The following is a 25,719-nucleotide window of genomic DNA, read 5'->3' as shown; positions in this document are numbered from 1 at the left end:
GAACGTGATGTTCGCCCCGGATCGCGCGTCGGAGATGGCGTCGGGGCAACGCCGGAGGCGGCGTCGCAGGCAGCGTCGGGGGCAACGCCGGAACCAGACCGTGCCGGCAGCGGCTGGTGCCCTCAGCCCATCAGCGCGCCGACGGCGCGGGCCCTGGTGAGAGCTTCGGGAAGCGCTGCCAGCAGGATCTCGATATCTCGCTCAGTGCTGGTCCAGCCCAAGGAGAGGCGCAGCGCACCGCGCGCCTGCTGATCGGTGACGCCCATCGCAGCGAGCACCGGGCTGGCCTGGGTCACCCCGGCGGAGCAGGCGGAGCCCGCCGCTGAGTCCACGCCGCGCTCATCGAGCAGGAACAGCAGGGAGTCCGAGTCCGCGCCGGGGAACACCACATGCACGATGTGGCCCGACTGCGGGGTGCCGTCGGCGAGGGTGAAGCGGGCCTGCGGATCGATCGCGCGGATTCCTGCCCGCAGCGTTCCCGCCAGCGCCCGCAGCCGCGCGGACTGCTCCTCGCGCTCGGTGAGGGCCTCTCCCAGAGCTGCCGCGAAGGCGGCGGTGTGAGCCGCGTCCAGCGTTCCCGAGCGCACGCCCCGCTGCTGCCCGCCGCCGGTGCTGAACGCAGCGAAGGGCACTCCGGGCCTGGCCACCAGCACCCCCACCCCCACGGGCGCGCCGAGCTTGTGCCCGGACAGGGACATCAGATCCACGTCGTCCCAGCTCGGCAGCGGGACGTGTCCTGCTGCCTGCACCGCATCGGTGTGCACCAGGGTGCCGTGCTCCCGGGCGGCCGCGGCGAGTGCGGCGAGGTCCTGCAGCGCGCCGGTCTCATTGTTGACCAGGGCTGCGCTGACCACGCCCACAGCACCATCGGCCAGCGCCTCGGCGACGCCCTGGGCACGCAGAGCACCCTGGTGGTCCACCGGGAGCTCGCGCACCTCGATCCCGGGATCGCCGGCGGTCAGGGAGCGTGCCGTGGCGAGCACGGCGGGATGGTCGGTCGCGGCGACGGCGACCGCGGTACGTGCCGGATCCTTCTGCTGGGCGCCGAGGCCGACGGAGCGGATCGCGAGATTGTCCGCCTCGGTGCCGCCGGAGGTCATGATCAGCCAGCTGCGAGGCACGTCGAGTAGCGCGGCGATCCGGGCCAGGGACTCGTCGAGCACACCGCGCGCCCGTCGGCCCGAGGCGTGCACGGAGGAGGGGTTGCCCCGCACCGCGGAGGCCTCGAGGAAGGCGTCCCGGGCTGCGGGGCGCAGCACCGTGGTCGCGGCGTGGTCGAGGTAGGCGCGCTCCTCCGTCCCGAGGGTCACCATGGCTTCACCGGATCGTCCTGCGAGCCGCCGGGCTCTTCCTCGCCGTCCCCGCCCTGCGCATCGCGATTGCGTTCCTCGAGCTCGTCGTCCTTCTGGTCCTCCTCCGAGTTGCCGCTGGTGGGCGCCTCCTCCTCGGGGCCGCCCCCTTCGGGGTCCTCACGGGAGGGATCGCCGGGATCCGTCTGTCCCGGCGACCCGCGCTGCTCCTCGCCGCGTGCGTCGGGGTCGTTGCCGGCCTCTTCATCGGCCTCGCGCCGCTTCTCCTCGACGCGTTCGCCGTTGCCCTCGGTGGTCTCGGAGTCCTCGTTCCCGGCTCCTCCGCCGCCCTGGCCCTCGCCCTCGCCCTCGCCGCCCCCGCCTCCGCCGGCGCAGGGAGCGAGCAGCTCCTCAGCCTCGAAGAGCCGATCAGCGCGCTGCTGCGGGTCCTCGAGCAGATCAGCCTGGCGCTCGATCGAGATCGCGAGGTTGTTGAGGATCTTGCACTGGGCGTGCATCGGCGAGTTCAGGTCGCTATGACCATTCCATTCCTCCAGGGCCTGGCGCAGCTCCTCCTCGGCGGCGGCGTCCTCGCCCTGCTGCAGCAGGGCGGTGCCCTGGGACAGATGAGGCAGATACGGCTCGAACCAGTTGGCGAACTCCACCGGTCCCAGGCGCTCGATGGCCGCGGGATAGTCCCCGTCCTCGTAGGCGCTCAGAGAGGTCGCCTGGGTGATCGGCATGGAGACGAACTTGACCGTCAACAGGGCCAGCGCCAGGATCAGCGGGGAGAGGATCGCGAACACGATGATGCGGGTCAGGCGCAGCCGCTTCACGTTCAGACCGAAGTCCTTGGGGCTGCCGCTCTGGTCCTGCGCGAGCGTGGTCCCGGGACCCCCGGTGGCTGCCGTGCCCGCAGCCTCCGCGCTGCGGGGATGCTCTGCCAGTGGTGTGCTCATCGCTGCGCTCCTGAGATGTCGTAGCGGTCGAGCCGGCGGGGCAGCCGGTAGGTCATCTCGCCGAGCTCCCAGATCAGCAGGGCGGCCAGTGGGATCGCGGCCACCCAGTACCAGTCCTCGAAGCTCGCGACCCCCCGTGTGGACTCGATCGGGATCGGCCGGAGGGTGATCCCCTCCATCGTGCCCTCGATCGGTGCTGCCGGGTCCGTGCGGTGCAGGTACGGCACTCCGATCTCTCCGGCGATCGTCTGCAGCTGCTGCTCGTCGATGCTCGAGATGCCCTGCTGGCCATCCGGTCCGGTGATGTATTCGCCGTGGTCCTGGCCGCCCTCGGCCTTCATGGGCCCGCCCTCGGGGGTGCCATAGCCGAGCACCGCCCCGCCGTCCACGAAGCCCGCGGCCTGGCTGAAGGACTCGGAGTCGCGTTCGTCGGTGTTCTCCCCGTCGGAGAGGAAGTACACCAGCACGCTCGAGTCGGGATCCTCGGACCGGGCCTCGGAGATCTCCACCAGCAGCGGGGTCAGCGCACGGTCGACGTTCGACCCCGTCGAATAGGAGGTGGGCTCGGTGGTCAGGGTGTCGATCCACGCGCGGGCGGCACCGGCATCCGTGGTCAGCGGCAGCTGCTGGGTGGCCGTGGAGTCGAAGGCGATGATCGAGTACCTCGCGCCCTCGGTGAGGCCCATGATCTGCTCCATATCCGCTTTCACCCCCTCCAGCCGCGGCTGCTCGCCCGCATAGTCCTCGGCGTTCATCGAGCCGGTGCGGTCCACCACGAAGAACACGTTCGCGTTCATCCGCTGGGTCTGCTCACCCTCGATCGGGGTGACCGGGCGCAGTGCGACCACCAGCAGCAGCAGGACCATCAGCAGGCGGCGCAGCCAGGCGGTGCGCTGGCGCGGCCGCCGCACCAGCAGCACTGTGCACAGGACCAGCATCGCGCCGAACAGGGGGATCGTCGCCCACAGCGGCATCAGGTGCTCGAAATACATCAGCGGGCCCTCCATCCCAGGATCAGGATCCCGACGAGCGAGAGGAAGGTGAGGACGAATCCGAGCGCGGGATGGTCCGTGCGGACCACGGTCGGGGTCGCCCCCAGCACCTCCGCCTGCGTCTTCTGGATCTGGTTGATGATCGAGGGGATGGCCTCCGGGTCCGAGGACTCGTACAGCTCGCCGTCCTGGTCCTCGGTGGCCGTCTCCAGCTCCTCGAAGCACTGGGGACCGCACTCGTAGGCCCCGGGGTAGAAGGTGTACAGATCGATGTCACGTGAGGCGACCCTCTCGGTCGCCTCGTCGAGGGTGAAGATCGGCTCGCCGTTGACCTCGTTGTCGGTCGCGAAGATGATCGAGCGCGATCGATCCTGCTCCGCCTGGTCGAAGACCTGCGCGCAGGAGGCGAGGCCGTCCGGGACGATCGACGCCTCATCGGCGATCCCTCGGGTGCCGTCGACGAAGTCCACGTACTGACGCACCTTGTCGTCGGAGTAGTCCTGAGTGCCCAGGCGGTAGCCGAACTCGTCGAAGTCGATCGCCTCGGACCCGGCCTCGAGCTCCCGCTTGATCAGGTCGTAGTCATTGGTCAGCGGGAACACGGTGCGACTGGTCGAGTTGAAGATCGACAGCGCCACCCGCTCCCCCTCGAAGCCGTCCACCATCTCGGCGAAGGTCGAGAGGATCTCGGTGTCGTACTCATACATCGACCCCGAGACGTCCAGGCACAGCACGATGTCCCGCGAGGAGAACTCCGGGGTCTCGATCCGTTCGCTCGCGATCCGCCCGGACAGCAGCGATGCCGCGATCACGGCGAACACCGCGATCCCCACCTGGAGCACGCGCACCACCCGGGCCGTGCGCTGCGCCCGCACGAAGCTCGGGATCCGGTCCATGTACTGCGAGTTCGCCACCAGCACCGGGGAACGACGCATGGCGCGTCGGTTCCAGAAAGTAATCGCCCAGACAGCGATCGCTGCCAGCAGCAGCAGCGCGGTGACCCACCAGAAGATCATGACCATGAGCGGATCACCTCCCGCGCGCGACGCACGGATTCGCGCAGGTCGCGGTCCGAGGACATCGCGAAGTCCGGCTCGTACAGGTCGGCGATGAGCTCGCCGACCGCGCGGGTGCGCTGATCGGCCAGCAGGGTCGCCAGGTCCTGGCTGGTGACGTCGTGCCCAGTCGTGCGCCGCACGAAGCGGCGCATCACACCGGTGAGCTCGTGATGGCCGTCCCGCGCCTCGAGCTGGCCCGCCTCATGGCGATCGGCGATGTCGTTCACGGCGCGCAGGAACTCCGCCTTCAGGGTCTCGACGTCGCTGGGGCGGCGACGGTAGGCGATGCGCTTCTCGATCGCCCGCGTGATCTTCAGGGTGCCCACGATCAGCGCCGTGATCACCAGGACGCACAGCACCGCGAGGATCACCCAGGCGATCGAGTACTGCGGAGGGGCGATGATCTCCGGGGGCGCGGGTTCGGCCAGCAGCACGCCGGCGACCAGCTCAGGAACGGCCATGGCGATACTCCCTCGACCGCAGCAGCGAGACCATGTCGTCCACCACGGTGCTCTCCCCCTGCGTGAGCATGTGGCTGATGTGCAGTCGGTCCAGCATCTCCTCGATGCCCTCGCGACGCGCCTGCCGGTACGCCGCGACGTCATGGGCGACCCGTTTCGAGGTGCGTGCCATGGCGCCGATCTCACGGGGCGAGTCCACGTCGATCACATCGTGGTCCAGCGCGGCGCCCTGCAGCGGGTCCGCATCGGCGATGCGGATCACGATCAGATCGTGGCGCGTCTTCAGTCGCCGCAGCAGTGTGAAGTCCTCGACGGTGGGGTGGGCCTCGTCGGTGATGATCGTCATCAGGGTCGAGTGCGTGGTGACCCGGAAGGCGCGTTCGAGCAGCCAGGAGGTGTTCGCGGCACCGGCCGCCGTGGTGGTCGCCTGCTGCGCGGTGCGCAGCAGCAGCTCGAGATGCCCATCGCTCGAGCGGGAGGGCAGCTGGATCGGGCGGCTCTCCTGACCCGCGACCATTCCCACCAGATCGCCGTTCTTCTGGGCCAGGAAGCAGACCATCCCGGCGGCCATGATCATCGCGTCCCGCTTGGAGCTGCCGTCGGCGGCGGTGGCCGCCATCGCCGCGGAGGTGTCGACGACGATCGAGAGATGGCGCACCCGCTCCTCGTTGAACTGCCGGATCAGCGGCTCTCCCGAGCGGGCGGTGGCCTTCCAGTCGATATCGGAGATCTTGTCGCCGGGCTGGTAGTACTTCAGGTCGTCGAAGTCCTCGCCGCTGCCCTTGAACAGCGACCGCCCCCGGCCCTGGATGAGTCCACGTGCCCGGTTCGAGGTGTGCAGATCCACCCGTGCCTTGACACGGGTCAGCAGCGACGTGGCCATCGAGTCGTCCGGTCCCCCTCAGTCGTTCTCGGTCGTTCTCAGTCGTCTGGGCCGCTCAGGGCATCGGCACGGCGTGGAACACCGCGTCGATGATCTGTTCCGGCTTGATGCCGCTGGCGAGTGCGTCGAAGGTGAGCACCAGGCGGTGGCGCAGCACCCCGTGCCGCATCGCCCGCACGTCATCAGGGGTGACGTAGTCGCGTCCGTTGAGCAGCGCGTGCGCCTGGCCCACCTTCATCAGCGCGAGCGAGCCGCGAGGGCTGGCCCCGACCCGCACGGACTGGGTGAGGTTCGGGACCGGGCGCGGGCCGGATCCTCGGGTGGTGAAGATCAGATCGATGATGTACCGCTTGACCGCGGGATCGACGTACACCTGATCCACCATCTCCTGGAGGAAGCGGACGTCCTGGAGGGTCACGGTGCCCACCGCCTCGCGCGGGCCGGTGAGGCTCCCGGCGGTCGAGCGGTCGAGGATCTCATGCTCCTCGGCCGGTCGCGGGTAGGTCAGGATCTCCTTCATCAGGAAGCGGTCCATCTGCGCCTCGGGGAGGACATAGGTGCCCTCCTCCTCGATCGGGTTCTGGGTCGCGAGCACCATGAACGGCTCCGGCAGGCGGTACACCTCGCCACCGATGGAGGTCTGCCGCTCCTGCATCGCCTCCAGCATCGCGGACTGCGTCTTGGCGCTCGAGCGGTTGATCTCGTCCAGCAGCACCACGTTCGCGTGCACGGGGCCCAGCTGAGTGGTGAAGGTCCCCGTGCCCGAGGAGTAGATCTGGGTGCCGATGATGTCATTGGGCATCAGGTCGGGGGTGCACTGGATGCGCGCGAAGGAGCCGGTGATCGAGGAGGCCAGGGCGCTCGCGGCGGTGGTCTTGGCCAGACCCGGCACGGACTCCAGCAGCACGTGCCCTCCCGCCGCCAGGGCGGCGATCAGCGTCGTGCGCAGGTTCTCCTGGCCCACCACGCGGGAGTGGAAGACCCGGGAGATGGTGGAGATGATCGCTCCGGCGCGCTCGAGGTCGCCGGGCGCGATGGCAGCGCTCGAGGGCGCGAACCCGCCGGGCCGCTGCGCGGCCCCCGGCGCAGGCCGGCCCGGTCCCGAGGCAGAGGACTCCGACAGTCCGGGCGGCGGACCCGGCACCATGGGACGCGCCTGATTCCCGGCGTGCTGGCTGGGTGGATTGCTCATGCGCTGCGGCTCCCCCGTCATGCGTTCGACTCGTGCGACTGGTACTGCTCATGCTCGGCGACCACGACCCGAGGCCCTGCTCCTCCCCCGAGGAGGCCGGAGGCCGGACCGGTCGCGGCCATGCTGAGGACCCGCCGGCCGCCGGCAGCGGATCACGGATCACCTCGCCGATCCTAGCGGCACCGGTCACCCCGGGTGCGAGTCGGTCTCGTCCCGGGCGTCGGTGGTGGGACAATGCCATGGTGCAAGCAGACCACTTCGATCGCGCGACACCCCCCGTCGCCCCCACCTCACCGGGGCTGCTGGTGGACGCGCAGGGTCGGGGCACCTTCGCCGTCGCGGCTCCGAGGGCGGAATCGATCGACCTCTGCATCCGCCAGGGTTCCACCGAGCACCGTCAGCGGCTGCGGCACTTCGACGGAGGTCTGCGCTGGGACCGGGTCAGCGGGATGACGCCCGGCACCCGCTACGGGCTCCGCGTCGATGGGCCCTGGGATCCCGGCGCCGGGCTGCTGTGCAACCCTCGAAAGCTCCTGTTGGACCCCTGGGCCCGCGGGGTCTCGCACTCCTCGTCGCTGCTGAGCTCGTTCTTCCCCTTCGAGGTCGATGCGATGCTCGACCGGGTGGGTGAGACGCCGATCCGCAGCGAGGTCGACAACGGTGACGACGCGATCTGGTCCGTGGTCGTCGCCGACGACTTCGACTGGCAGGGGGATCTGCGCCCGCTCGTGGACTGGGACTCCACAGTGCTCTACGAGGTGCACGTCAAGGGGTTCACCCAGCTGCATCCCGAGCTCCCGCCCGAGCAGCGCGGCACCTATGCCGGGTTGGGCCATCCCGCGGTGACCAGCTACCTGCGCAGCCTCGGGGTGACCACCGTGGAGCTGCTCCCCCTGCACGCTGCGATGGACGAGCCGCACCTGACCCGGCTGGGTCTGACCAACTACTGGGGCTACTCGACCCTGTCGTACTTCGCCCCGGACCCCTCTCTCGCCACCCCGGCAGCCCAGCACGCCGGCGCCCAGGCGGTGCTCGACGAGGTCAAGACCATGGTGCGGAACCTGCACGCGGCCGGTTTCGAGGTCATCCTGGACGTGGTCTACAACCACACCGCCGAGGGCGGTGCCGATGGACCTGCGCTCTCGCTGCGCGGACTGGACAACCTCGAGTACTACTGGATCGACCACGGCACCTTCTTCGACGTCACCGGGACCGGCGGCACCCTGGACCCGCGGTCACGGCACGTGATGGACCTGATCCTCGCCTCGCTGCGCTACTGGGTGCAGGAGGTCCACGTGGACGGCTTCCGCTTCGATCTGGCGGCCACGCTGGGCCGGGACGATCGCGGCTTCAGCCCCGATCATCCGCTGCTGCGCGCGATCCTCACCGATCCCGTGCTGCGCGGCGTCAAGCTCATCGCCGAACCCTGGGACGTGGGCACCGGCGGCTGGCAGACCGGGAACTTCCCCGCCCCCTTCACGGAATGGAACGACGCCTTCCGCGATGACGTGCGTGCCTTCTGGCTCTCGGACCGGGCGATGCGCGAGCGCTCGGGCAATGACGCGATCGGCGGCATCCGCGACCTCGCCACCCGCCTGGCCGGTTCCTCCGACCTGCTCACCGGGCAGGATCCCCTCGAGCTCCCGGCCGGACGCAGCCTCCGCTCCCCCTGGGCATCGGTCAACTACGTCACCGCCCATGACGGCTTCACGCTGCGGGACCTCACCGTCTACGAGACCAAGCGCAATGAGGCCAACGGCGAGGACAACCGCGACGGCACCTCCGACAACCGCTCCTTCCATCACGGATATGAGGGGGAGGTCGGCTCGGGCGTCGAGGGGGCGGCAGAGGTCGAGGAGGCACGGCGTCGCACCACCCGCAGCATCCTGGCCACACTGCTGCTGGCCTCGGGCACCCCGATGCTCACCGCCGGGGACGAGCGCTATCGCACCCAGCAGGGCAACAACAACGCCTACTGCCAGGACAACGAGATCTCCTGGATGGACTGGAGCCGCAGCCGCCGCAGCGACCAGCTGCGCGAGACCGTCTCCCGACTGCTGCAGCTGCGCGGCGAGCATCCGCAGCTGCGCGCGCCGCACTTCCTGCGCCCCGCCGACCCGGCGGCGCTCGATGCCGGGCAGGTCGCCTGGTTCGGTGCCGAGGGTCTGCCGATCGCACACGAGGAGTGGATGGATCCCTCCCAGCACCTGCTCGCCATGCTGCGGCCGGCGATCCCGGGTCGGGAGGGTTCCGAGCACCTGCTCGTGATCCTCTCCACCGAGGCCGAGGAGGTCGCGCTGCGCCTGCCCAGGGCTCCCTGGCCGCAGGGCACCGCACGGATCCTCCTGGACACCGCCCTGGAGACCCCCGAGGGTCTTCCGCTCACACCGCTGGTGGAGCGGAGCGTCATGGTGGAGCCCGGCAGCGTGGTGGTCATCGGGATCAGCCCCGACGGCGCAGAGGGGACGCCCGAGCGGCTATCGTGAGGACCGTCACCGCGACCGTCGCAGAGCACCTCGTCAAGGACGAGAGCTCAGGCAGGAGAGGCCATGTCCGAGACCACTGACCGCACGGGGCTGGACGCCGGCATCGGCCGTATCCCGATCATGGCGGTGCAACCCGTCGTCGACGGCGGGAGGTACCCGGCACGCTGCGTCGAGGGCGAGACCGTCACGGTCAGCGCCAACACGTTCCGCGAGGGGCACGATGCGATGGGCGTGCAGCTGGTGCTGGTCTCCCCCGACGGTGAGGAGCAGCGGCGCGCGCTCGATCCCGTCGAGCCCGGGCTGGACCTCTGGGAGACCACCATCCGCCCCGATCAGACCGGCCGCTGGAACTTCCGGATCAAGTCGTTCTCCGCGCCGTACAGCACCTGGGCGCACATCGCCGAGGTGAAGATCCCCGCGGAGATGGACGTCGACCTGGTCTGCGCCGAGGGCGCGCTGGTGCTGAAGCGGGTGCTCGCCGAGATCGACGGCGGGATCCGGCCGGCCGCCGACGGCCCGCTGCTCCGCGCCGCCCTCGAGAGCCTGCGCTCCCCCGGTCTGCCGGCCTCCGCGCGAGTCGCCCCGGCGCTCGCCGCAGATCTGCGCGGCATCCTCACGGAGCGTCCGCTGCGCGAGGGGGTGACCGTCGCGGGACCGTTCCCGCTCGAGGTCCAGCGCCGTCGGGCCCTGTACGGCTCCTGGTACGAGTTCTTCCCCCGCTCGGAGGGAGCCCGCTTCGACCCCGAGCACGGCTGGACCTCCGGCACCTTCCGCACCGCGGCCGAGTCCCTGGACCGGATCGCCGAGATGGGCTTCGACGTCGCCTACCTGACGCCGATCCACCCGATCGGCTCGACCTTCCGCAAGGGCCGCAACAACACCCTCGACCCGCTGCCCGGAGACCCGGGCTCCCCCTACGCGATCGGTGCTGCGGAGGGCGGGCATGATGCGCTCCACCCTGAGCTGGGCACCATGGAGGACTTCGACGCCTTCATCTCCCGGGCGAAGGAGCTCGACCTCGAGGTCGCGATGGACATCGCACTGCAGTGCTCCCCGGATCATCCCTGGGTGAAGGAGCATCCTGAGTGGTTCACGGTGCAGGCGGACGGCACGATCGCCTATGCCGAGAACCCGCCGAAGAAGTACCAGGACATCTACCCGCTCAGCTTCGACACCGACTACGAGGGTCTCTACGCCGCGATCCGCGACATGCTCGAGCTGTGGGTGGCGCACGGGGTGACGCTGTTCCGGGTCGACAACCCCCACACCAAACCGGTGCGCTTCTGGGAAGAGCTCCTGGCCGAGTTCGCCCAGACGCATCCCGAGGTCATCTTCCTGGCCGAGGCCTTCACCCGGCCCACCATGATGCACACCCTGGGCAAGGTCGGCTTCCACCAGAGCTACACCTACTACACCTGGCGCGAGAGCGCCAAAGAGCTGCGCGAATACCTCGAGGAGCTGGTCGAGACCGCCCCCTTCATGCGGCCGAGCTTCTGGCCCACCACGCATGACATCCTCACCCCGTTCATGAGCGAGGGCGGTCGGCGGGCCTTCGTGCTGCGCGCCATCCTGGCCGCGACGCTGGTCCCGACCTGGGGCATCTACAGCGGCTATGAGCTCGTGGAGGACGTCCCCCGGCCCGGCGCCCAGGAGCAGATCGACAACGAGAAGTACGAGTTCAAGCCGCGCGACTACGCCGGCGCGCTGGCCCGGGGCGAGAGCCTCGAGCCGCTGCTGGGGACCCTGAACCGGATCCGCCGCGAGCACCCCTCGCTGCAGACCCTCACCACGATCCGCTTCCATGAGGCCGACGACGAACAGGTGCTGGTCTTTTCCAAGCACCTCGACGCCGCAGGCAGCGGGACCGGTGCCCCGGACACAGTGCTGGTGGTCTCGCTGACCGCGCACGACCGCGATGCCTGGACCACTCTGAGCCTGGATCTCGATGCGCTCGGGGTGGGCGAGAGCTTCGAGGTCGAAGATCTGCTGACCGGTGAACGGTTCCGCTGGGGACGCGATCCCTACGTGATCCTGAGCGCCGAAGACCGTCCCGCGCACGTCCTGCGGATCATCCACCCCGAGGAGAGCTGACATGTCCGACACTCCCGCCCGCGCTGACACTCCCGCCCGCGCTGCGACGCCGACGCCCCCTGATGCGGGAGCGGCGTCCCTCCCTGCTCAGGGTTCCCGCTCCGCTCAGGGTTCCCGCTCCACGCCGGTGATGCCGCTGGGTGAGCATGAGCTGGGCGCCACCGCGACCGGCAGCTACCACGAGCCCCACTCGGTGCTCGGTGCCCACGAGTACGAGGGGGCGACCACTGTGCGCACCCTCAAGCCGCTCGCGCACGAGGTCTCGGTGCTGCTCCCGGACGGCGCCGTCCACGCCATGGAGCACGAGTACGACGGCATCTGGGTGGCGACCCTGCCGCTGCCCGAGCTGCCCTCCTACCGGATCCGGGTGACCTGGTCCGAGGGCACCGCCGCGGTGGACGTCGAGGAGCCGTATCGCTTCCTGCCGACCATCGGCGAACTGGATCTGCACCTCATCCAGGAGGGTCGCCACGAGGAGCTGTGGCGCGCGCTGGGCTCGCATGTGCGCACCGTCGAGGAGGGCCCGGACACGATCGCGGGAACCTCCTTCACCGTCTGGGCCCCGAACGCGCGCGCCGTGCAGGTGGTGGGCTCGTTCAACGGCTGGGATGGTCGGATGCACGCGATGCGTTCGCTGGGCTCGGCCGGGGTGTGGGAGATCTTCATCCCCGGTGCCGGCGACGGCGAGACGTACAAGTATCGGATCCTCGGCGCCGACGGGACCTGGCGCGACAAGGCGGACCCGATGGCCCGCTTCGCGGAGGTGCCACCGGCCACCGGCTCCGTGATCACCACCAGCAGCTTCGAGTGGACCGACGAGCACTGGCTGGCCGAGCGCGCCGCCCATGATGCGGTCGCCTCGCGGATGTCCATCTACGAGGTGCATCTGGCCAGCTGGAGGCCGGGCCTGGGCTATCGGGAGCTGGCCGTCGAGCTGACCGACTATGTGCGCGACATGGGATTCACCCATGTCGAGTTCATGCCGGTGGCCGAGCATCCCTTCGGAGGCTCCTGGGGATACCAGGTGACCGGGTACTACGCCCCCACCTCACGGCTGGGCACGCCTGATGAGCTGCGCCATCTGATCGACACCCTCCATGGAGCCGGCATCGGCGTGATCCTGGACTGGGTCCCGGCCCACTTCCCGAAGGACGAGTGGGCGCTGGGCCGTTTCGACGGCACACCGCTGTACGAGCATGCCGATCCACGTCGCGGGGAGCATCCGGACTGGGGCACCTACGTGTTCGACACCGGCCGCAATGAGGTGCGCAACTTCCTGGTCGCCAATGCGTGCTACTGGCTCGAGGAGTTCCATGTCGACGGCCTGCGGGTCGATGCCGTCGCCTCGATGCTGTACCGGGACTACTCCCGTGAGGAAGGGCAGTGGCTGCCCAACCACCACGGCGGCCGTGAGGATCTCGAGAACATCGCCTTCCTCCAGGAGACCACCGCCACCGCCTACAAGCGGGCCCCGGGCATCATGATGATCGCCGAGGAGTCCACCTCCTTCCCCGGTGTCACCCGCCCCACCGACACCGGCGGGCTCGGCTTCGGGTTCAAGTGGAACATGGGCTGGATGCACGACACCCTCGAGTACCTCGGGCAGGATCCCGTGCATCGCCAGTACCACCACGGCGAGCTGACCTTCTCGATGGTCTACCAGTACTCCGAGAACTTCGTGCTCCCGCTGAGCCATGACGAGGTCGTGCATGGCAAGGGGTCGCTGCTGCGCAAGGCCCCGGGCGATGACTGGCAGCAGGCGGCGAACCTGCGCGCCTATCTTGCCTTCCAGTGGTCGCATCCGGGCAAGCAGCTGGTGTTCATGGGCATCGAGTTCGCCCAGGGTACCGAGTGGTCGGAGCAGGCCGGACTGCCCTGGTGGCTGTTGGAGTACCCGTTGCACCGGGGTGTCCAGCAGCTGGTGAAGGATCTCAACGCCCTCCAGGCGGAGTTCCCCGCCTTCTACGAGCGCGACCAGGACCCGGGCGGCTTCGAATGGCTGATCGGTGACGATGCGAGCCACAACTCGCTGTCCTTCGTGCGTCGCGATCAGGCCGGCGATCCGGTGGTGGTGGTCCTGAACCTCTCGGCGGAGCCCTGGCACGAGTACCGGATCCCGTTGCCCGAGGGCGGGAGCTGGCTCGAGGTGCTGAACACCGACGCTCCGGTCTACGGCGGCGGCGGCGTGGGGAACCTCGGCCGGGTGCACGCGGAGCCGCTGCCGCAGCATGGCCGCGACTACTCGGTGCGGCTGTCGGTGCCGCCGCTGGGCGCGGTGGTGCTGGTCCCCGAACGGCTGCGGGCGGGCTGACCGCGCACCGCCGGGTCACACCGCCGGATCACTCCGCCAGATCACTCCGCCAGGTCCGCCCCGGCTGACTGCAGATGGACGATGCGCGGCCCGCTCCCCCGAGGGAACGGGCCGCGCATCGCGTGGGGCCGGGCATGTCAGAACAGACCTGTCAGAAGAGACCTGTCAGAAGGGACCTGTCAGAACAGCAGGTTCGCCATGCGCTTGCGTGCCGGCGCCACCCGCGGGTCCTCTGCACCCGCCACCTCGAACAGCTCCAGCAGACGTGTCCGCACGATGTCCTTGGTCTCCTGATCGGCGCCGCGCAACAGGTCCAGCAGACGCGCGAAGGCGTCCTCCACATGACCACCGAGCATGTCGAGATCCGCGGTCAGCAGCTGGGCTCCCAGATCGGTGGGGCGCTGCGCAGATGCTTCCCGGGCTGCGGCGAGCTCGGTGCCCTGAGTGCGCCGCATCAGGTTCACCATCGCCAGGCCGGCCTTCGCCTCAGCATCTGCCGGCGCTTCCTGCAGCTGCTTCTGGTAAGCGGCCACGGCCGCGTCGAGATCGCCACGCTCGATCGCCGCATAGGCCTCGGCGATCAGCGGCGGCAGCGGCTCTTCGGCGGGAGCCTCTTGCGCGCCGTCGCCGGCGGGGATATCCATGCCCTGCTGGCGGGCCACTTCGAGCACCTGGGCGAGGAGATTGTCGATCTCTGCATCCGGGAGCACGGCCTGCACGATCGGCTGGATCTGGCCCATGATCAGCAGCAGCAGGGTGGGAAGCTGCTCGACGCGCAGCGCGGTGGCGACCCGCTGCTGGGTGTCGGCGTCGACGAGCGCGAGCCTGATCGCCCCGCCCCGCCCGTCGACCGAACGACGCAGAGAGGCGAGGAACTGCTCTCCCTCGGGGACCCGCGAGCTGGTCACCAGCAGCAGGGTGGGCACCTGCTGGGAGTCCGTGATCAGCTGTTCGAGACCCTGCTCGGTGACAGCGACCTCGTGCGCCGACGGGGTGCCGGCACCGGGTGCTGCGCCGGCGGAGGCGGCGCCTCCGGCGGGCTGCTTCAGCGCTGCCAGATCGATGATTCCGTACGGATCGGTCACAGGTGTACTCCTTCGACGACTGCAGGACGGACCCAGTCTAGGGAGTCGTGCCGGGCATGCGCTGAGCCTGCCCGGTCACTTCCCGCTGGCATTCAGCGCGGTCTGCGTCGCGCCGATCGGCTGGACCTGTCCACCTGCGTCCTGAGACGGGATGTAGAGCGCGACATGGGTGCCGTACTCCCGAATGTACTCGGAGGTGAACTCCTTCTTCCCGATCACCTTGGTGTACTTGTTGTCCTCGGCGTAGCGCATCGTGGCGCCGTCCTTGATGGTGACCTTCCGGGTGGACATCAGCGTGCCCATCACGATCGCCCCGCCGTCATCGGTGCGCAGCCCGAGCAGCTCGCCGTCCTTGACGGTGTAGCTCTCCCGCACGGTCGCAGCCTCGTCCCACTCGACCCCGGCGTTGAGCTCGGAGCGCTCGGTCTGGATGCGCTCATGGGTGCCGGCCTGGAAAGGGTTGGGAGCGAGCAGGTCCTCGGCGTCGTCGGCATCGCCGCCGGTGAGCACCTGGGCGTAGAGCGCGAGCGCCTCGGCCGGAGTCATCACCAGGCCTTCGGTGTCCGCGGTGACCTGCTCCGCACCGATCAGCTCGTTGGCGACCACGGGCATCTCGATCCCCACGGCCTGCTGAGCCCAGCCCCAGGAGCTGTAGGGCGATTTCGCATCGGCCTGCTGCAGCGCCATGAAGTACGGGACCCCGTCCTCCGCCACCGAGTCCTGGACCAGCGCGATCGCGACCCGGGGGAACTCTGCGGTCACGGAGGTCATCGGGACGATCAGTTCGGTGCCGGGGACCTTGAGGTCCTCGGCCCACTCCTCTGCCTTGGCGATCATGGCGTAGGCGGCAGTGCGGAACTCGGCGGCGGATCCGGAGACACGCGGGGCGAGCAGCGCCGCGTCCCGCGCCTCATCGGCGGCGACCACTGCGGCATTGACCTCGGGCACGATGGTCGCGAACTGCTCCGTGGTCTGGACCGGAGCGGGCTCCTCTCGCGGCTCGCCGGTGGGCGGGGCCTCCGGCGGTGCGAGCTCGGCCGTGCAGGCGGCGAGGAGTCCGCTCGCCATGAGGGTTCCGGCACCGAGGAAGAGGCCGCGGCGACCGACGGATCGGCTGTTCATGGTGGTGTCCTTCGATGCAGGGTAGGGCAGGTCGTGGCGGCTCATCGGCGCTCCTCGTCATCGCCGAAGAGCCGGACCGGTCCGGCAGGATCCGAGTCGTCGTCCTCGGTGCCGGGCGTGCCGGGCGTTCCGAGCGACCAGACGCTCTCCTCCGGCACCGGATCCGTACCGGCGGTCTCGGTGCCTGCAGCCACGTCGTCAGCGGGTGCGGCGCCAGCGGCCGCGCCATCAGCAGGTGCGGCGTCAGCGGAGGTGAGGTCCGCGGAATCGACGTCGGGCTCGTCGGCGTCGGACTCATCGACGGTCGCAACAGCTTCGCTCCCGCCGGCTGCGGCACCGGCCAGGGCCGGAGCGGCCTGGTCCGCGACGCCGGGCTCCCCGTCCTCGACGCTCCAGTCCTCGTCCTCATCGCGTCGGCGGCCGCCGATCGAGACCACCAGCAGCACCAGTCCGATCACGGCGATCGCGGCGCCACCGGCGTAGGCGAAGGGCACCCATTCGTTCTCGGCGTCGACGGGCCAGGTGATGGAGACCTTGTCCGCGCCGGGGGCGGTGCCGTCGGTGACGATCAGCAGTGGCCGGTAGGCCTGCGCGTTCTCCCCATTCTCGCCCGCCCAGAAGTCCGCGACATCGATCGTGTAGGGGCTGGGCTTCGTCTCCACGGACCGCCAGAGGTCAGACGTGGTGGGATCGGTCAGCTCCGCGGCACCCTCGGGGTTGACCTCCTGGGTGCTCAGCGTGGTCCAGTCGTCGGCGCCGGTGATCCGGGTGTAGCGGACGTCTTCGAGGTAGGCATCGATATCGCCGTTCGCAGCGGTGATGACCGAGACGTCAGAGGCGCCTTCGATGACGACCTTCCCCTCCTCGCCGCCCACATAGAGCACACCCGGGTCGATCACCACGGCAGAGCCGGGATCGTCGAAGGTGACCGTCGCGGTGGTCTCGGTCTCGGGCGCCCAGGTGGTCTCCCCCAGGCGGCCCAGCACGAGTCCGATGATTCCGATGAGGATCAACAGGACTGCCAGGGGTCGTTGCACGGTAGGAAGCTCCTTCGGGGTGGCCCGGGATCGGGACCGGTGCGGGGACCTGTTCACGATACGAGCGGCGCGGATCCCAGACCAGGCCCTAGTGAGCATCTGCACCTGGGTAAAGCCCTTCTCATGAACGTCTCATCGAACTCTCATCCTCCGGCCCGGGACCAGACCGCCACGGCCGGTGACGTACCCTGGATGGGTGCGTCTCGTCGTTGCCCGTTGCTCTGTCGACTACACCGGTCGGCTCACCGCCCATCTCCCGCTGGCCCCTCGGCTGCTGATCATCAAAGCCGATGGCAGCGTCCTCATCCATTCCGATGGGGGAAGCTACAAGCCCCTGAACTGGATGAGCCCTCCCTGCACGCTGTCGACCACGCGTCGCGGCGACGAGGAGGCTGCCGACGATCCCGAGGGCGGCTGGTTCGAGCAGTGGGACGTGGTCCACGGGAAGACGGGCGACCGGTTGCGGGTGCGGCTCCACGAGGTCTTCGAGGACTCCTCCCATGAGCTCGGCGTGGATCCCGGCCTGCAGAAGGACGGGGTCGAAGCCCATCTCCAGGCTCTGCTGGCGGACAACATCGAGACCTTGGGCACGGGCTGGTCCCTGGTGCGCCGCGAGTACTTCACCGCGATCGGCCCGGTGGACATCCTCGCCCGCGACCAGGACGGCGGTTCTGTCGCAATTGAGATCAAGCGACGGGGCGAGATCGACGGCGTCGAGCAGCTCACCCGCTATCTCGAGCTGCTCAATCGTGACCCGCTGCTGGCTCCGGTGCGCGGCATCTTCGCCGCCCAGGCGATCAAGCCGCAGGCCCGGGTGCTCGCCGGTGACCGCGGCATCGACTGCGTGACCCTCGACTACGACGCCCTGCGCGGCATCGACGACGCCGAATCCCGTCTGTTCTGACTGCCTCTGTTCTGGCAGTCTCTGTTCTGACCGTCGCTGTTTCGACCGTCGCTGTTTCGACCGTCGCTGTTTCGACCCTCTCTGTTCTGACCGTCGCGCCTGATCCGATGGCGCCGTCGGCATCCACCGCCTGACCAGGAGCGACCATGAGCACGTCCGAGCCTGAGCGGTCCCCCGCACTCACCGCTGATCTGGTCCTGCGCGGAACTGCCGTGCTCGAGCAGGGGCTGGTGCCGGACGCGCTGGTGCTGATCGGAGGAGGCGACATCCTCTGGGCCGGGCCCGCCGCACTGGCTCCGGAGCATGGGGCGACGAAGGTCCTCTCCCACGACGGCATCATCCTTCCCGGGCTGGTAGACCTGCACTGCCACGGCGGTGGCGGGGCGTCGTTCCCCGATGCGAGTGATCCCCGCGAGCTGCTCACGGCGGTGCACGAGCATCGTCGACATGGCACGACCAGCCTGGTCGCCTCTCTGGTGACCGCCGATGCGCAGACGCTGCGCTCTCGCGTCGCGGATCTCGCCCAGCTCGCCGCCGACGGCGAGATCGCGGCGATCCATCTCGAGGGCCCGTTCATCTCCGTCGCCCGGCGCGGGGCCCAGAATCCCGAGCACATCACCGGCGGCGATGCCGATCTGGTCCGCGAGCTCGCCCAGATCGCCGGCGGCGCTCTCGTCACCATGACGGTGGCCCCGGAAGCAGAAGACGCCGACGCGGTGATCGAGGCGCTGGCCGAGGTCGGGGCACTCCCCTCGCTCGGTCACACCGACGGCAGCAGCGCCCAGATGACACGGGCGATCGAACTCTCCCGCACCGAGCTGCGGCGGGAGCACGGTCGTTCCGCGCTGCCCACCGCGACCCATCTGTTCAACGGAATGCGTCCGATCCATCATCGGGATCCCGGCCCCGCACTCGCCGCTCTGGATGCCGCCGCGCGCGGGGAGCTGGTGGTCGAGGTGATCGCGGATGGCGTCCACCTCGATGCCCGCACCGTGGCCCACGTCTTCACGATCGCTCACGAGGACAGCGTGGCATTGGTGACCGACGCGATGGCGGCGGCCGGGATGCCGGACGGCCAGTACCGGCTCGGCGCGCTCGACGTCACGGTCGATGCGGGGGTGGCGACCCTCACCGGCGGCACGTCGATCGCCGGTGGCACTGCGCATCTGCTCGACGTGGTCCGCTTCGCGGTCACCGAAGCCGGGGTGGACCTGGTCCGCGCCGTGCGTGCGGCCTCCACAGTGCCGGCCACGGTGCTCGGCATGCAGGATCGGATCGGGATGCTGGCCGCAGGCCGCCGTGCCGATGTGGTGCTGGCAGATGCGCAGCTGAGGCCCATGACCGTGCTGCGTAGCGGCGAGACCGTGAGCGTCTGAGGCTCTGAGCGTCTGAGGCTCTGAACCTCTGCTCTGAGGCTCTGGGCCTCTGGGCCTCTGGGCCTCTGGGCCTCTGGGCCTCTGGGCCTCTGGCGAGCCTTAGGGAGGTCGCGTGCTAAGGCCTTGGGGCTCCAGAGCCGCATGATGGGGTGAGGGTCTCAGTCGGCGTCGCCGAGGACCATCCCCGTCGGTGCGGCCTCGAGCCAGGAGTTCAGCGCCGCCCCGGAGACCAGGTCCACGATCGCGCTGACCTCACGCCCGCCGCGCAGGTCGAACTCGAGGAGATAGGAGTCCTCCCCGCCCTCGATCGGGGACGGGAGGCGACGCCGCGAGACGTCCAGGATGTCGATCCGGCGGATCACCACCTCGGGGCGCACCCGCAGCGAGAAGGCCCGGAACCAGCGCAGCCGGTCGTTGCCGAAGCGCATCAGGCCGTGCTGCCAGCTGGTGCCGCCCACCAGCCCCCGGCGCCGCAGCGTGCACTCGAAGGCACCTCGGCGGCGAGAGACCAGCACCTGGCGCAGCACCACGAGCAACGCGGCCACGACGACGAGCATCCCGACCCCCAGCAGGAGGATCGGGATGCTCAGCTCTGTCATGGTCGGAGGGCGCGGATCAGAACCGGGAGTCCTGCGACGGAACGCTCGTCGCGTCGTCCACGCCGATGGTCACGACATCGGAGTCGACCGAGACGAAGCCGCCGTCCACGGCAAGCTGCTCGACGTGGCCGTCCTGGTCGATGATCCGCACCGTGCCGGTGCCGAGGATCGCCAGGGTGGGCTGCATCTGGGGCAGGATGCCCATCGAGCCGTCCACGGCAGGCACGACGACCTGCGCGGCCTCTCCGGTCCAGACGGTCCGGTCCGCGGTGACGAAGGTGACGTCGAGCGCACTCACGCGCCGAGCTCCTTGTCGATGCGGTGCTGGTTCTCGAGCACCATGTCGATCCCGCCGACGTTGAAGAAGGCGGACTCGGTGATGTGGTCGAACTCGCCGTCGCAGATGCCGCGGAAACCCTCGATGGTGTCGCGCAGCGGGACGTCCGAGCCGTCGACGCCGGTGAACTGCTTCGCGAGGTGCGTGTTCTGGGAGAGGAACTGCTGGATGCGGCGCGCACGCGAGACGATGACCTTGTCCTCCTCGGACAGCTCATCGACGCCGAGCATAGCGATGATGTCCTGCAGCTCCTTGTTGCGCTGGAGGATCTGCTTCACGCGCACCGCGGTGTCGTAGTGGTCCTGGCCCACGTAGCGCGGGTCGAGGATCCGCGAGGTCGAGGTCAGCGGATCGATCGCCGGGTAGAGGCCGCGCGAGGCGATCTCACGCGAGAGCTCGGTGGTGGCGTCGAGGTGGGCGAAGGTGGTCGCCGGAGCCGGGTCGGTGTAGTCGTCGGCCGGGACGTAGATCGCCTGCATCGAGGTGATCGAGTGGCCGCGGGTCGAGGTGATGCGCTCCTGGAGCACACCCATCTCGTCGGCCAGGTTGGGCTGGTAGCCCACTGCAGAGGGCATACGGCCCAGCAGGGTCGAGACCTCGGAGCCCGCCTGGGTGAAGCGGAAGATGTTGTCGATGAACAGCAGCACGTCCTGGCTCTGCACATCGCGGAAGTACTCCGCCATGGTCAGTGCCGAGAGCGCGACGCGCAGGCGGGTGCCCGGCGGCTCGTCCATCTGGCCGAAGACGAGGGCCGTCTTCTCGATGACGCCGGATTCGGTCATCTCCTCGATGAGGTCCCAGCCCTCACGGGTGCGCTCGCCCACGCCGGCGAAGACGGAGACGCCGTCGTGGTTGTTCGCCACGCGGTAGATCATCTCCTGGATGAGGACCGTCTTGCCGACGCCCGCGCCGCCGAACAGGCCGATCTTTCCGCCCTGCACGTAGGGGGTGAGCAGGTCGATCGACTTGATGCCGGTCTCGAACATCGTGGTCGCCGATTCGAGCTGGTCGAAGTTCGGTGCCTTGCGGTGGATCGGCCAGCGCTCGGAGATCTCGAGCTCGGAAGCCGGCTTGTTCAGCGGGTTCCCGACCACGTCGAAGACCGTACCGAGCGTCGCATCGCCCACGGGCACGGAGATCGGGGCGCCGGTGTCGGTCACGGCCTGACCGCGCACGAGGCCATCGGTCGGCTTCAGAGCGATCGCACGGATCATGCCGTCGCCCAGGTGCTGGGCGGTCTCGAGCGTCAGGGTCGAGGCCTCGAGGCCCGAGCCTTCCGCCGAGATCTCGATGGTCAGCGCGTTGTAGAGGTTCGGAATGTTCCCCGGGGGGAACTCGATGTCGACGACGGCGCCGGTGACGCGGGCGACGCGCCCGGTGGCGGTCGCGGTCGGAACGGGGGCGGTGGTGGTCATGTGCGTTCTCTCCATGTCGGGCCGACGCGCGGGGCGCTGTCGGCCAGGGTCTCAGCGTTCGGTGCGGCCAGATCCCGAGAGGGCGTCGGCGCCGCCGACGATCTCCGTGATCTCCTGGGTGATCTCCGCCTGACGGGCGGAGTTCGCCAGTCGGGTGAACTTTCGGATCTGGGTCTCCGCGTTGTCGGTAGCGGACTTCATGGCGCGCTGCGTGGAAGCGTGCTCCGAAGCCATCGCCTGCAGCAGGATGTTGATGATCCTCGACTCGACGTATCGCGGCATCAGCTCCGCGACGACGGTGTCGGCGTCGGGAGCGAACTCGTACAGCGGGAACGCCGGTCGAGACTCGACTGCCCCGGGCGCCACAAGACCCATCGGCACCATCCGGATGGACTTGGTGTCCTGGACGAACCGGGTCTTGAACTGGGTGCCCACGACATACAGCTCGTCGAGGTGCACGGCCGGGTCCTCGCTGAGGAGATCCCCGGTGAGGACTCCCGCGATCTCCCGACCGAGATTCGGCAGCTCGTTCTCCTTGTACGGAGTCCACGCGCGATGCGGGGGACGATTTCGGAAGCGGTAGTACGACTCGCCCTTGCGGCCGACGACGTACATCACCGGTTCCTTGCCCTCGTCGCGGAGCGTGTTCGCGAGCTGCTCCGCCGCCCGGATCACGTTGTGCGAGTACGGACCGGTCATGCCGCGGTCCGCCGTGATCATCAGGATTCCCGCACGGCCCGTCTGCTGGCGCTCGCTGTCCAGGAACGGGTGCGTGATCTCATCGGAGTGGGTGGCCACCGAGCCGATGGCGCGCGTGAGCGCATCGGCGTACGGCGTCGTCGCCAACACCCGGGCGTGGGCCTTGGCGATGCGCGACGCGGCGACCATCTCCTTGGCCTTGAAGATCTTCTTCATCCCTTGGGCTGAACGGATCTTCTGCTTGTAAACCCTCTGCTGGGCTCCCATGTCTCTCCTCGTGCGGGGTGGATGCGTCCGGCGGATGCCGCCGCCTCCTCAGAGGCGGCGGCAGCTCGCATCAGCCGCGGACGATCTTCTCCTGCTCGATCTGATCGGCTGCGAGTCGGCCGCTCTCGTCGTTGCGCACCGCACCGTCGCCCTTGCCGGCGAGGTAGTCCTGCTTGACCTGGTCGAGAATGCTCGAGAGCTCCTCTTCGGTGGCGGACTCGAACTTGCCGGTGCTGCGGATCGCCTCGAGCACGCCGCCGTTGTGGCGGAGATGCTCGAGCAGCTGACCCTCGAACTCGCGCACGTCCTCGACCTCGAGGTCGTCGAACTTGCCCTTGGTGCCGGCCCAGATCGAGACGACCTGCTCCTCCATCGGGAACGGCGAGTACTGGGACTGCTTGAGCAGCTCCATGAGACGGGCGCCGCGGCTCAGCTGCTGCTTCGAGGCGGCGTCGAGATCCGAGGCGAACATCGCGAAAGCCTCGAGGTCCCGGTACTGGGCGAGGTCGATCTTCAGCGTGCCCGAGACCGACTTCATGGCCTTGGTCTGGGCGGAGCCGCCGACGCGGGACACCGAGATGCCGACGTCGACCGCAGGGCGCTGGTTCGAGTTGAACAGGTCCGACTGCAGGAAGCACTGGCCGTCGGTGATCGAGATGACGTTGGTCGGGATGTACGCCGAGACGTCATTCGCCTTGGTCTCGATGATCGGCAGGCCGGTCATCGAGCCGCCGCCCATCTCGTCCGAGAGCTTCGCACAGCGCTCGAGCAGGCGCGAGTGCAGGTAGAAGACGTCACCCGGGTAAGCCTCACGGCCCGGCGGGCGGCGCAGCAGCAGCGACACAGCGCGGTACGCCTCGGCCTGCTTCGAGAGGTCATCGAAGATGATGAGGACGTGCTTGCCCTCGTACATCCAGTGCTGGCCGATGGCCGAACCGGTGTAGGGAGCGATGTACTTGAAGCCCGCGGGGTCGGAGGCCGGGGCGGCGACGATGGTGGTGTACTCCATCGCGCCGTTCTCCTCGAGCGTCGCGCGCACCGAGGCGATGGTCGAGCCCTTCTGGCCGATGGCGACGTAGATGCAGCGCACCTGCTTGTCCGGATCGCCCGACTCCCAGTTCGCCTTCTGGTTCAGGATCGTGTCGATCCCGATGGCGGTCTTGCCGGTCTGCCGGTCACCGATGATCAGCTGACGCTGGCCACGGCCGATCGGGGTCATCGCATCGATCGCCTTGAGGCCCGTCTGCATGGGCTCCTTGACGGCCTTGCGCTGCATGACGCCGGGAGCCTGGAGCTCGAGGGCGCGACGGCCCACGGTCTCGATCTCGCCGAGGCCGTCGATCGGGGTGCCGACCGGGTCGACCACGCGGCCGAGGTAGCCGTCACCGACGGGCACGGAGAGGACCTGGCCGGTGCGACGCACCTGCTGGCCCTCCTCGATGCCGGTGAACTCGCCGAGCACGACGACACCGATCTCGCGCAGCTCGAGGTTCAGCGCGAGGCCGAGGGTGCCGTCCTCGAAGCGGACGAGCTCGTTCGCCATGACGTTCGGCAGGCCCTCGACACGCGCGATGCCATCGGCGGCTTCGCTGACGCGGCCGATCTCCTCGCGCTCGGTGGCGCCTGCCTGATAGGTGGACACCGCAGTGTCCAGGGCGTTCCGGATCTCCTCCGGGCTGATCGTGAGCTCCGCCATCTGGTGCTTCGCTTCCTCTCGGTCTCCCCGCTGGGGGGGGGATGGTCTTCACAAAGTGCTGGGGACGCCGGGGCGTCGGGACTAAGTCAGGCCACCAGCTGCGACCGGGCTCGGGAGAGCCGGGCCAGCACGGTGGCGTCGTAGAGGTCGTCGCCGACCTGGATCCGGAGACCGCCCACGACATCAGGGTCGACCTGGAGGTTCATCTGAACCTCGCGGCCGTAGATCCCGGCGAGGACCGCGCCGAGTCGGGACTGCTGTGCCTCGTTCAGGGGCACCGCGCTCGATACTGCAGCGAAGACGCGCCGACGACGATCGGAGGCGAAGCGTGCGAACTCCTCGACCCGCCGGGCCGGCTTGGTCGCGGTGCGACGTCCGACAGCTCTGGCCGCGAGGGCGAGAGCGAGCCGGTGGGTGCGACCCTCCAGCAGCGAGCGCAGGATGGTGGCGCGCTGCGCGGGATCCTCCCGAGAGCCGTCGAGCGCCGCAGTGAGATCACCGCTGTCGTCGATCAGCCGGGAGATCTCGAACAGCTCTCCTTCGACCTGCTCGAGCACGCCCTCGGACTGCGCCTGGGCAAGCAGCGCCGAGACGCCGAGCAGCTCGAGAGCGTCGAGGATGTCCTCCTGCTCGGACCAGCGCCGCTGCACGATCTCGAGCGTCAGCTCGAGGCTCTGCGGGCTGACCCGGCTGTTCAGCAGCGCACGCACGGTGGCCTCCTTGACCGCGGCCGGTCGGCCGGGGTCGGAGAGCGTGCGCACGAGCTGGTTGCTGGAGTCGATGGCATCTGCCACCGAGAACAGCTCCTGGGCTTCGGACTCCAGTGCACCGTTGCCGCCTGCGAAAGCGGCTTCGGCCTGCCGGAGCACCTCGGCGAAGGAGGTGGAGGAGGTTCCTCGCATCACGGTTCCTTATCGGGTGGTGGTCTGGCTCGACTCGAGGTCGTCCAGGAACCGGTCGATCACACGGCGGGAGCGCTCATCGTCGGTGAGTGACTCGCCGACGATCTTGGACGCCAGATCGCTTGCGAGCGATCCGACCTCCCCGCGCAGCTCGGTCGAGGCGGCGATCCGCTCGGCACTCAGCTGCTGACGGCCGTTGGCGAGCACGCGCTCGTTCTCGGCGTCGGCACGGGTACGGGCCTCGTCGACGATCTTCTGACCGTCGGCGCGGGCCTTCTCGCGGATCGAAGCGGCCTCCTGCCGAGCGGCAGCGAGCTCCTGCTCCTGATCGCTCTTGAGCTGGTCGACCTGCTCCTGGACCTTCTCCGCGTTGCGGATGCCGCCCTCGATCTTCTCTGAGCGTTCGTCCAGCACGGCGTTCATGCGCGGGAGCACGAACTTCATGAAGACGAGCACGAAGATCAGCAGGAAGATCGCCGACCAGGCGATCTCCTGCGGGAGCGGGATGAGCAGCCGCCAGCCGGGGACTTCTCCCCCTGCTTCTGCCAGAATCATCTG

General features: G+C 69.1%; 22 protein-coding genes. 5 read left to right on the top strand and 17 right to left on the bottom strand.

Translation table 11 applies throughout. The annotated features are described in order from the left end of the window. Nucleotides 1-122: 122 nt before the first annotated feature. From ACT3T9_RS11360 to ACT3T9_RS11330, 7 genes are read right to left on the bottom strand one after another with little or no spacing between them, the layout of a single operon-like run. On the bottom strand, nt 123-1,313 hold the full coding sequence (locus tag ACT3T9_RS11360; RefSeq protein ID WP_441444796.1) for a cysteine desulfurase family protein: 1,191 nt from the start codon (nt 1,311-1,313) through the stop codon (nt 123-125). Then, entirely contained in the window at nt 1,307-2,248 is a 942-nt protein-coding gene (locus ACT3T9_RS11355) for a hypothetical protein (protein ID WP_444606637.1), read from the bottom strand. Before ACT3T9_RS11355 ends, ACT3T9_RS11360 begins: the two co-directional genes overlap by 7 nt. Continuing rightward, nucleotides 2,245-3,240 (bottom strand): vWA domain-containing protein, encoded by a 996-nt coding sequence (locus ACT3T9_RS11350; RefSeq protein WP_444606636.1) that lies wholly within the window; start codon nt 3,238-3,240, stop codon nt 2,245-2,247. Before ACT3T9_RS11350 ends, ACT3T9_RS11355 begins: the two co-directional genes overlap by 4 nt. Beyond that, on the bottom strand, nt 3,240-4,262 hold the full coding sequence (locus ACT3T9_RS11345) for a vWA domain-containing protein (protein WP_442332478.1): 1,023 nt from the start codon (nt 4,260-4,262) through the stop codon (nt 3,240-3,242). Before ACT3T9_RS11345 ends, ACT3T9_RS11350 begins: the two co-directional genes overlap by 1 nt. After that, a complete protein-coding gene (locus ACT3T9_RS11340) occupies nt 4,253-4,759 on the bottom strand; it encodes a hypothetical protein (protein WP_442332479.1) in 507 nt (168 codons plus the stop codon). The genes ACT3T9_RS11345 and ACT3T9_RS11340 overlap by 10 nt, the downstream gene beginning before the upstream one ends. Then, nucleotides 4,746-5,642, bottom strand: a complete 897-nt coding sequence (locus tag ACT3T9_RS11335) for a DUF58 domain-containing protein (protein WP_444606635.1) — start codon at nt 5,640-5,642, stop codon at nt 4,746-4,748. Before ACT3T9_RS11335 ends, ACT3T9_RS11340 begins: the two co-directional genes overlap by 14 nt. A gap of 55 nt (nt 5,643-5,697) precedes the next feature. After that, entirely contained in the window at nt 5,698-6,834 is a 1,137-nt protein-coding gene (locus ACT3T9_RS11330) for an AAA family ATPase (protein WP_444606634.1), read from the bottom strand. Nucleotides 6,835-7,073: 239 nt separating this feature from the next. On the opposite strand from ACT3T9_RS11330, the gene glgX reads away from it, so the two are divergent. The 3 genes from glgX (at nt 7,074) to glgB (ending at nt 13,722) form a co-directional block, all read left to right on the top strand. Then, nucleotides 7,074-9,320, top strand: a complete 2,247-nt coding sequence (gene glgX / locus ACT3T9_RS11325; RefSeq protein ID WP_444606633.1) for a glycogen debranching protein GlgX — start codon at nt 7,074-7,076, stop codon at nt 9,318-9,320. Between the two features lie 63 nt (nt 9,321-9,383). Beyond that, a complete protein-coding gene (locus tag ACT3T9_RS11320; RefSeq protein ID WP_444606632.1) occupies nt 9,384-11,411 on the top strand; it encodes an alpha-1,4-glucan--maltose-1-phosphate maltosyltransferase in 2,028 nt (675 codons plus the stop codon). Between the two features lie 130 nt (nt 11,412-11,541). Beyond that, nucleotides 11,542-13,722: a 1,4-alpha-glucan branching protein GlgB gene (gene glgB / locus ACT3T9_RS11315; RefSeq protein ID WP_444606655.1), complete on the top strand. Its 2,181-nt coding sequence runs from the start codon at nt 11,542-11,544 to the stop codon at nt 13,720-13,722. A 179-nt stretch (nt 13,723-13,901) separates the two neighbouring features. On the opposite strand, the gene ACT3T9_RS11310 is transcribed toward glgB, so the two are convergent. The 3 genes from ACT3T9_RS11310 to ACT3T9_RS11300 all read right to left on the bottom strand — a co-directional run bounded on the left by ACT3T9_RS11310 (nt 13,902) and on the right by ACT3T9_RS11300 (nt 16,966). Beyond that, nucleotides 13,902-14,807, bottom strand: a complete 906-nt coding sequence (locus ACT3T9_RS11310; RefSeq protein ID WP_441444788.1) for a tetratricopeptide repeat protein — start codon at nt 14,805-14,807, stop codon at nt 13,902-13,904. 75 nt (nt 14,808-14,882) lie between these two features. Beyond that, on the bottom strand, nt 14,883-15,974 hold the full coding sequence (locus ACT3T9_RS11305) for a hypothetical protein (RefSeq protein ID WP_444606631.1): 1,092 nt from the start codon (nt 15,972-15,974) through the stop codon (nt 14,883-14,885). Further along, nucleotides 15,971-16,966 (bottom strand): hypothetical protein, encoded by a 996-nt coding sequence (locus ACT3T9_RS11300; protein WP_444606630.1) that lies wholly within the window; start codon nt 16,964-16,966, stop codon nt 15,971-15,973. The genes ACT3T9_RS11305 and ACT3T9_RS11300 overlap by 4 nt, the downstream gene beginning before the upstream one ends. A gap of 196 nt (nt 16,967-17,162) precedes the next feature. Here ACT3T9_RS11300 and nucS point away from each other — a divergent pair, with 196 nt between their 5' ends. Continuing rightward, nucleotides 17,163-17,870, top strand: a complete 708-nt coding sequence (gene nucS, locus ACT3T9_RS11295) for an endonuclease NucS (RefSeq protein ID WP_444606629.1) — start codon at nt 17,163-17,165, stop codon at nt 17,868-17,870. A 146-nt stretch (nt 17,871-18,016) separates the two neighbouring features. Next, nucleotides 18,017-19,246, top strand: coding sequence for an N-acetylglucosamine-6-phosphate deacetylase (locus tag ACT3T9_RS11290; protein ID WP_444606628.1), 1,230 nt, complete (start codon nt 18,017-18,019; stop codon nt 19,244-19,246). A gap of 158 nt (nt 19,247-19,404) precedes the next feature. Here ACT3T9_RS11290 and ACT3T9_RS11285 read toward each other — a convergent pair whose 3' ends face one another. From ACT3T9_RS11285 to ACT3T9_RS11255, 7 genes are all read right to left on the bottom strand, one after another. Beyond that, nucleotides 19,405-19,845: a DUF2550 family protein gene (locus ACT3T9_RS11285; RefSeq protein WP_441444783.1), complete on the bottom strand. Its 441-nt coding sequence runs from the start codon at nt 19,843-19,845 to the stop codon at nt 19,405-19,407. Between the two features lie 16 nt (nt 19,846-19,861). Beyond that, nucleotides 19,862-20,143 carry a F0F1 ATP synthase subunit epsilon gene (locus ACT3T9_RS11280; RefSeq protein WP_441444782.1) on the bottom strand — a complete coding sequence of 94 codons (282 nt, stop codon included), beginning with the start codon at nt 20,141-20,143 and terminating at the stop codon, nt 19,862-19,864. Beyond that, nucleotides 20,140-21,597: a F0F1 ATP synthase subunit beta gene (atpD, locus tag ACT3T9_RS11275; RefSeq protein WP_441444781.1), complete on the bottom strand. Its 1,458-nt coding sequence runs from the start codon at nt 21,595-21,597 to the stop codon at nt 20,140-20,142. Before atpD ends, ACT3T9_RS11280 begins: the two co-directional genes overlap by 4 nt. Nucleotides 21,598-21,648: 51 nt before the next feature. Continuing rightward, entirely contained in the window at nt 21,649-22,563 is a 915-nt protein-coding gene (locus tag ACT3T9_RS11270) for a F0F1 ATP synthase subunit gamma (RefSeq protein ID WP_444599413.1), read from the bottom strand. A 70-nt stretch (nt 22,564-22,633) separates the two neighbouring features. Continuing rightward, nucleotides 22,634-24,259, bottom strand: a complete 1,626-nt coding sequence (atpA, locus tag ACT3T9_RS11265) for a F0F1 ATP synthase subunit alpha (RefSeq protein WP_442332093.1) — start codon at nt 24,257-24,259, stop codon at nt 22,634-22,636. Nucleotides 24,260-24,345: 86 nt separating this feature from the next. Continuing rightward, nucleotides 24,346-25,161 carry a F0F1 ATP synthase subunit delta gene (locus ACT3T9_RS11260; RefSeq protein ID WP_441444778.1) on the bottom strand — a complete coding sequence of 272 codons (816 nt, stop codon included), beginning with the start codon at nt 25,159-25,161 and terminating at the stop codon, nt 24,346-24,348. Between the two features lie 9 nt (nt 25,162-25,170). Then, nucleotides 25,171-25,716 (bottom strand): F0F1 ATP synthase subunit B, encoded by a 546-nt coding sequence (locus ACT3T9_RS11255; RefSeq protein ID WP_441444777.1) that lies wholly within the window; start codon nt 25,714-25,716, stop codon nt 25,171-25,173. Nucleotides 25,717-25,719: the final 3 nt, after the last annotated feature.

Origin of the sequence: Brachybacterium sp. AOP29-B2-41, assembly GCF_052378395.1 — a bacterium.
Lineage (GTDB): Bacteria > Actinomycetota > Actinomycetes > Actinomycetales > Dermabacteraceae > Brachybacterium.
This window is presented reverse-complemented; position numbering and strand designations above follow the sequence as displayed.

Excerpts from the sequence above, each read along its gene's own strand:
- ACT3T9_RS11360 (WP_441444796.1), bottom strand. The coding sequence starts at position 1,313 with ATGGTGACCCTCGGGACGGAGGAGCGCGCCTACCTCGACCACGCCGCG.
- ACT3T9_RS11355 (WP_444606637.1), bottom strand. The coding sequence starts at position 2,248 with ATGAGCACACCACTGGCAGAGCATCCCCGCAGCGCGGAGGCTGCGGGC.
- ACT3T9_RS11350 (WP_444606636.1), bottom strand. The coding sequence starts at position 3,240 with ATGTATTTCGAGCACCTGATGCCGCTGTGGGCGACGATCCCCCTGTTC.
- ACT3T9_RS11345 (WP_442332478.1), bottom strand. The coding sequence starts at position 4,262 with ATGGTCATGATCTTCTGGTGGGTCACCGCGCTGCTGCTGCTGGCAGCG.
- ACT3T9_RS11340 (WP_442332479.1), bottom strand. The coding sequence starts at position 4,759 with ATGGCCGTTCCTGAGCTGGTCGCCGGCGTGCTGCTGGCCGAACCCGCG.
- ACT3T9_RS11335 (WP_444606635.1), bottom strand. The coding sequence starts at position 5,642 with ATGGCCACGTCGCTGCTGACCCGTGTCAAGGCACGGGTGGATCTGCAC.
- ACT3T9_RS11330 (WP_444606634.1), bottom strand. The coding sequence starts at position 6,834 with ATGAGCAATCCACCCAGCCAGCACGCCGGGAATCAGGCGCGTCCCATG.
- glgX (WP_444606633.1), top strand. The coding sequence starts at position 7,074 with ATGGTGCAAGCAGACCACTTCGATCGCGCGACACCCCCCGTCGCCCCC.
- ACT3T9_RS11320 (WP_444606632.1), top strand. The coding sequence starts at position 9,384 with ATGTCCGAGACCACTGACCGCACGGGGCTGGACGCCGGCATCGGCCGT.
- glgB (WP_444606655.1), top strand. The coding sequence starts at position 11,542 with ATGCCGCTGGGTGAGCATGAGCTGGGCGCCACCGCGACCGGCAGCTAC.
- ACT3T9_RS11305 (WP_444606631.1), bottom strand. The coding sequence starts at position 15,974 with ATGAGCCGCCACGACCTGCCCTACCCTGCATCGAAGGACACCACCATG.
- ACT3T9_RS11290 (WP_444606628.1), top strand. The coding sequence starts at position 18,017 with ATGAGCACGTCCGAGCCTGAGCGGTCCCCCGCACTCACCGCTGATCTG.
- ACT3T9_RS11285 (WP_441444783.1), bottom strand. The coding sequence starts at position 19,845 with ATGACAGAGCTGAGCATCCCGATCCTCCTGCTGGGGGTCGGGATGCTC.
- atpD (WP_441444781.1), bottom strand. The coding sequence starts at position 21,597 with ATGACCACCACCGCCCCCGTTCCGACCGCGACCGCCACCGGGCGCGTC.
- ACT3T9_RS11270 (WP_444599413.1), bottom strand. The coding sequence starts at position 22,563 with ATGGGAGCCCAGCAGAGGGTTTACAAGCAGAAGATCCGTTCAGCCCAA.
- atpA (WP_442332093.1), bottom strand. The coding sequence starts at position 24,259 with ATGGCGGAGCTCACGATCAGCCCGGAGGAGATCCGGAACGCCCTGGAC.
- ACT3T9_RS11260 (WP_441444778.1), bottom strand. The coding sequence starts at position 25,161 with ATGCGAGGAACCTCCTCCACCTCCTTCGCCGAGGTGCTCCGGCAGGCC.
- ACT3T9_RS11255 (WP_441444777.1), bottom strand. The coding sequence starts at position 25,716 with ATGATTCTGGCAGAAGCAGGGGGAGAAGTCCCCGGCTGGCGGCTGCTC.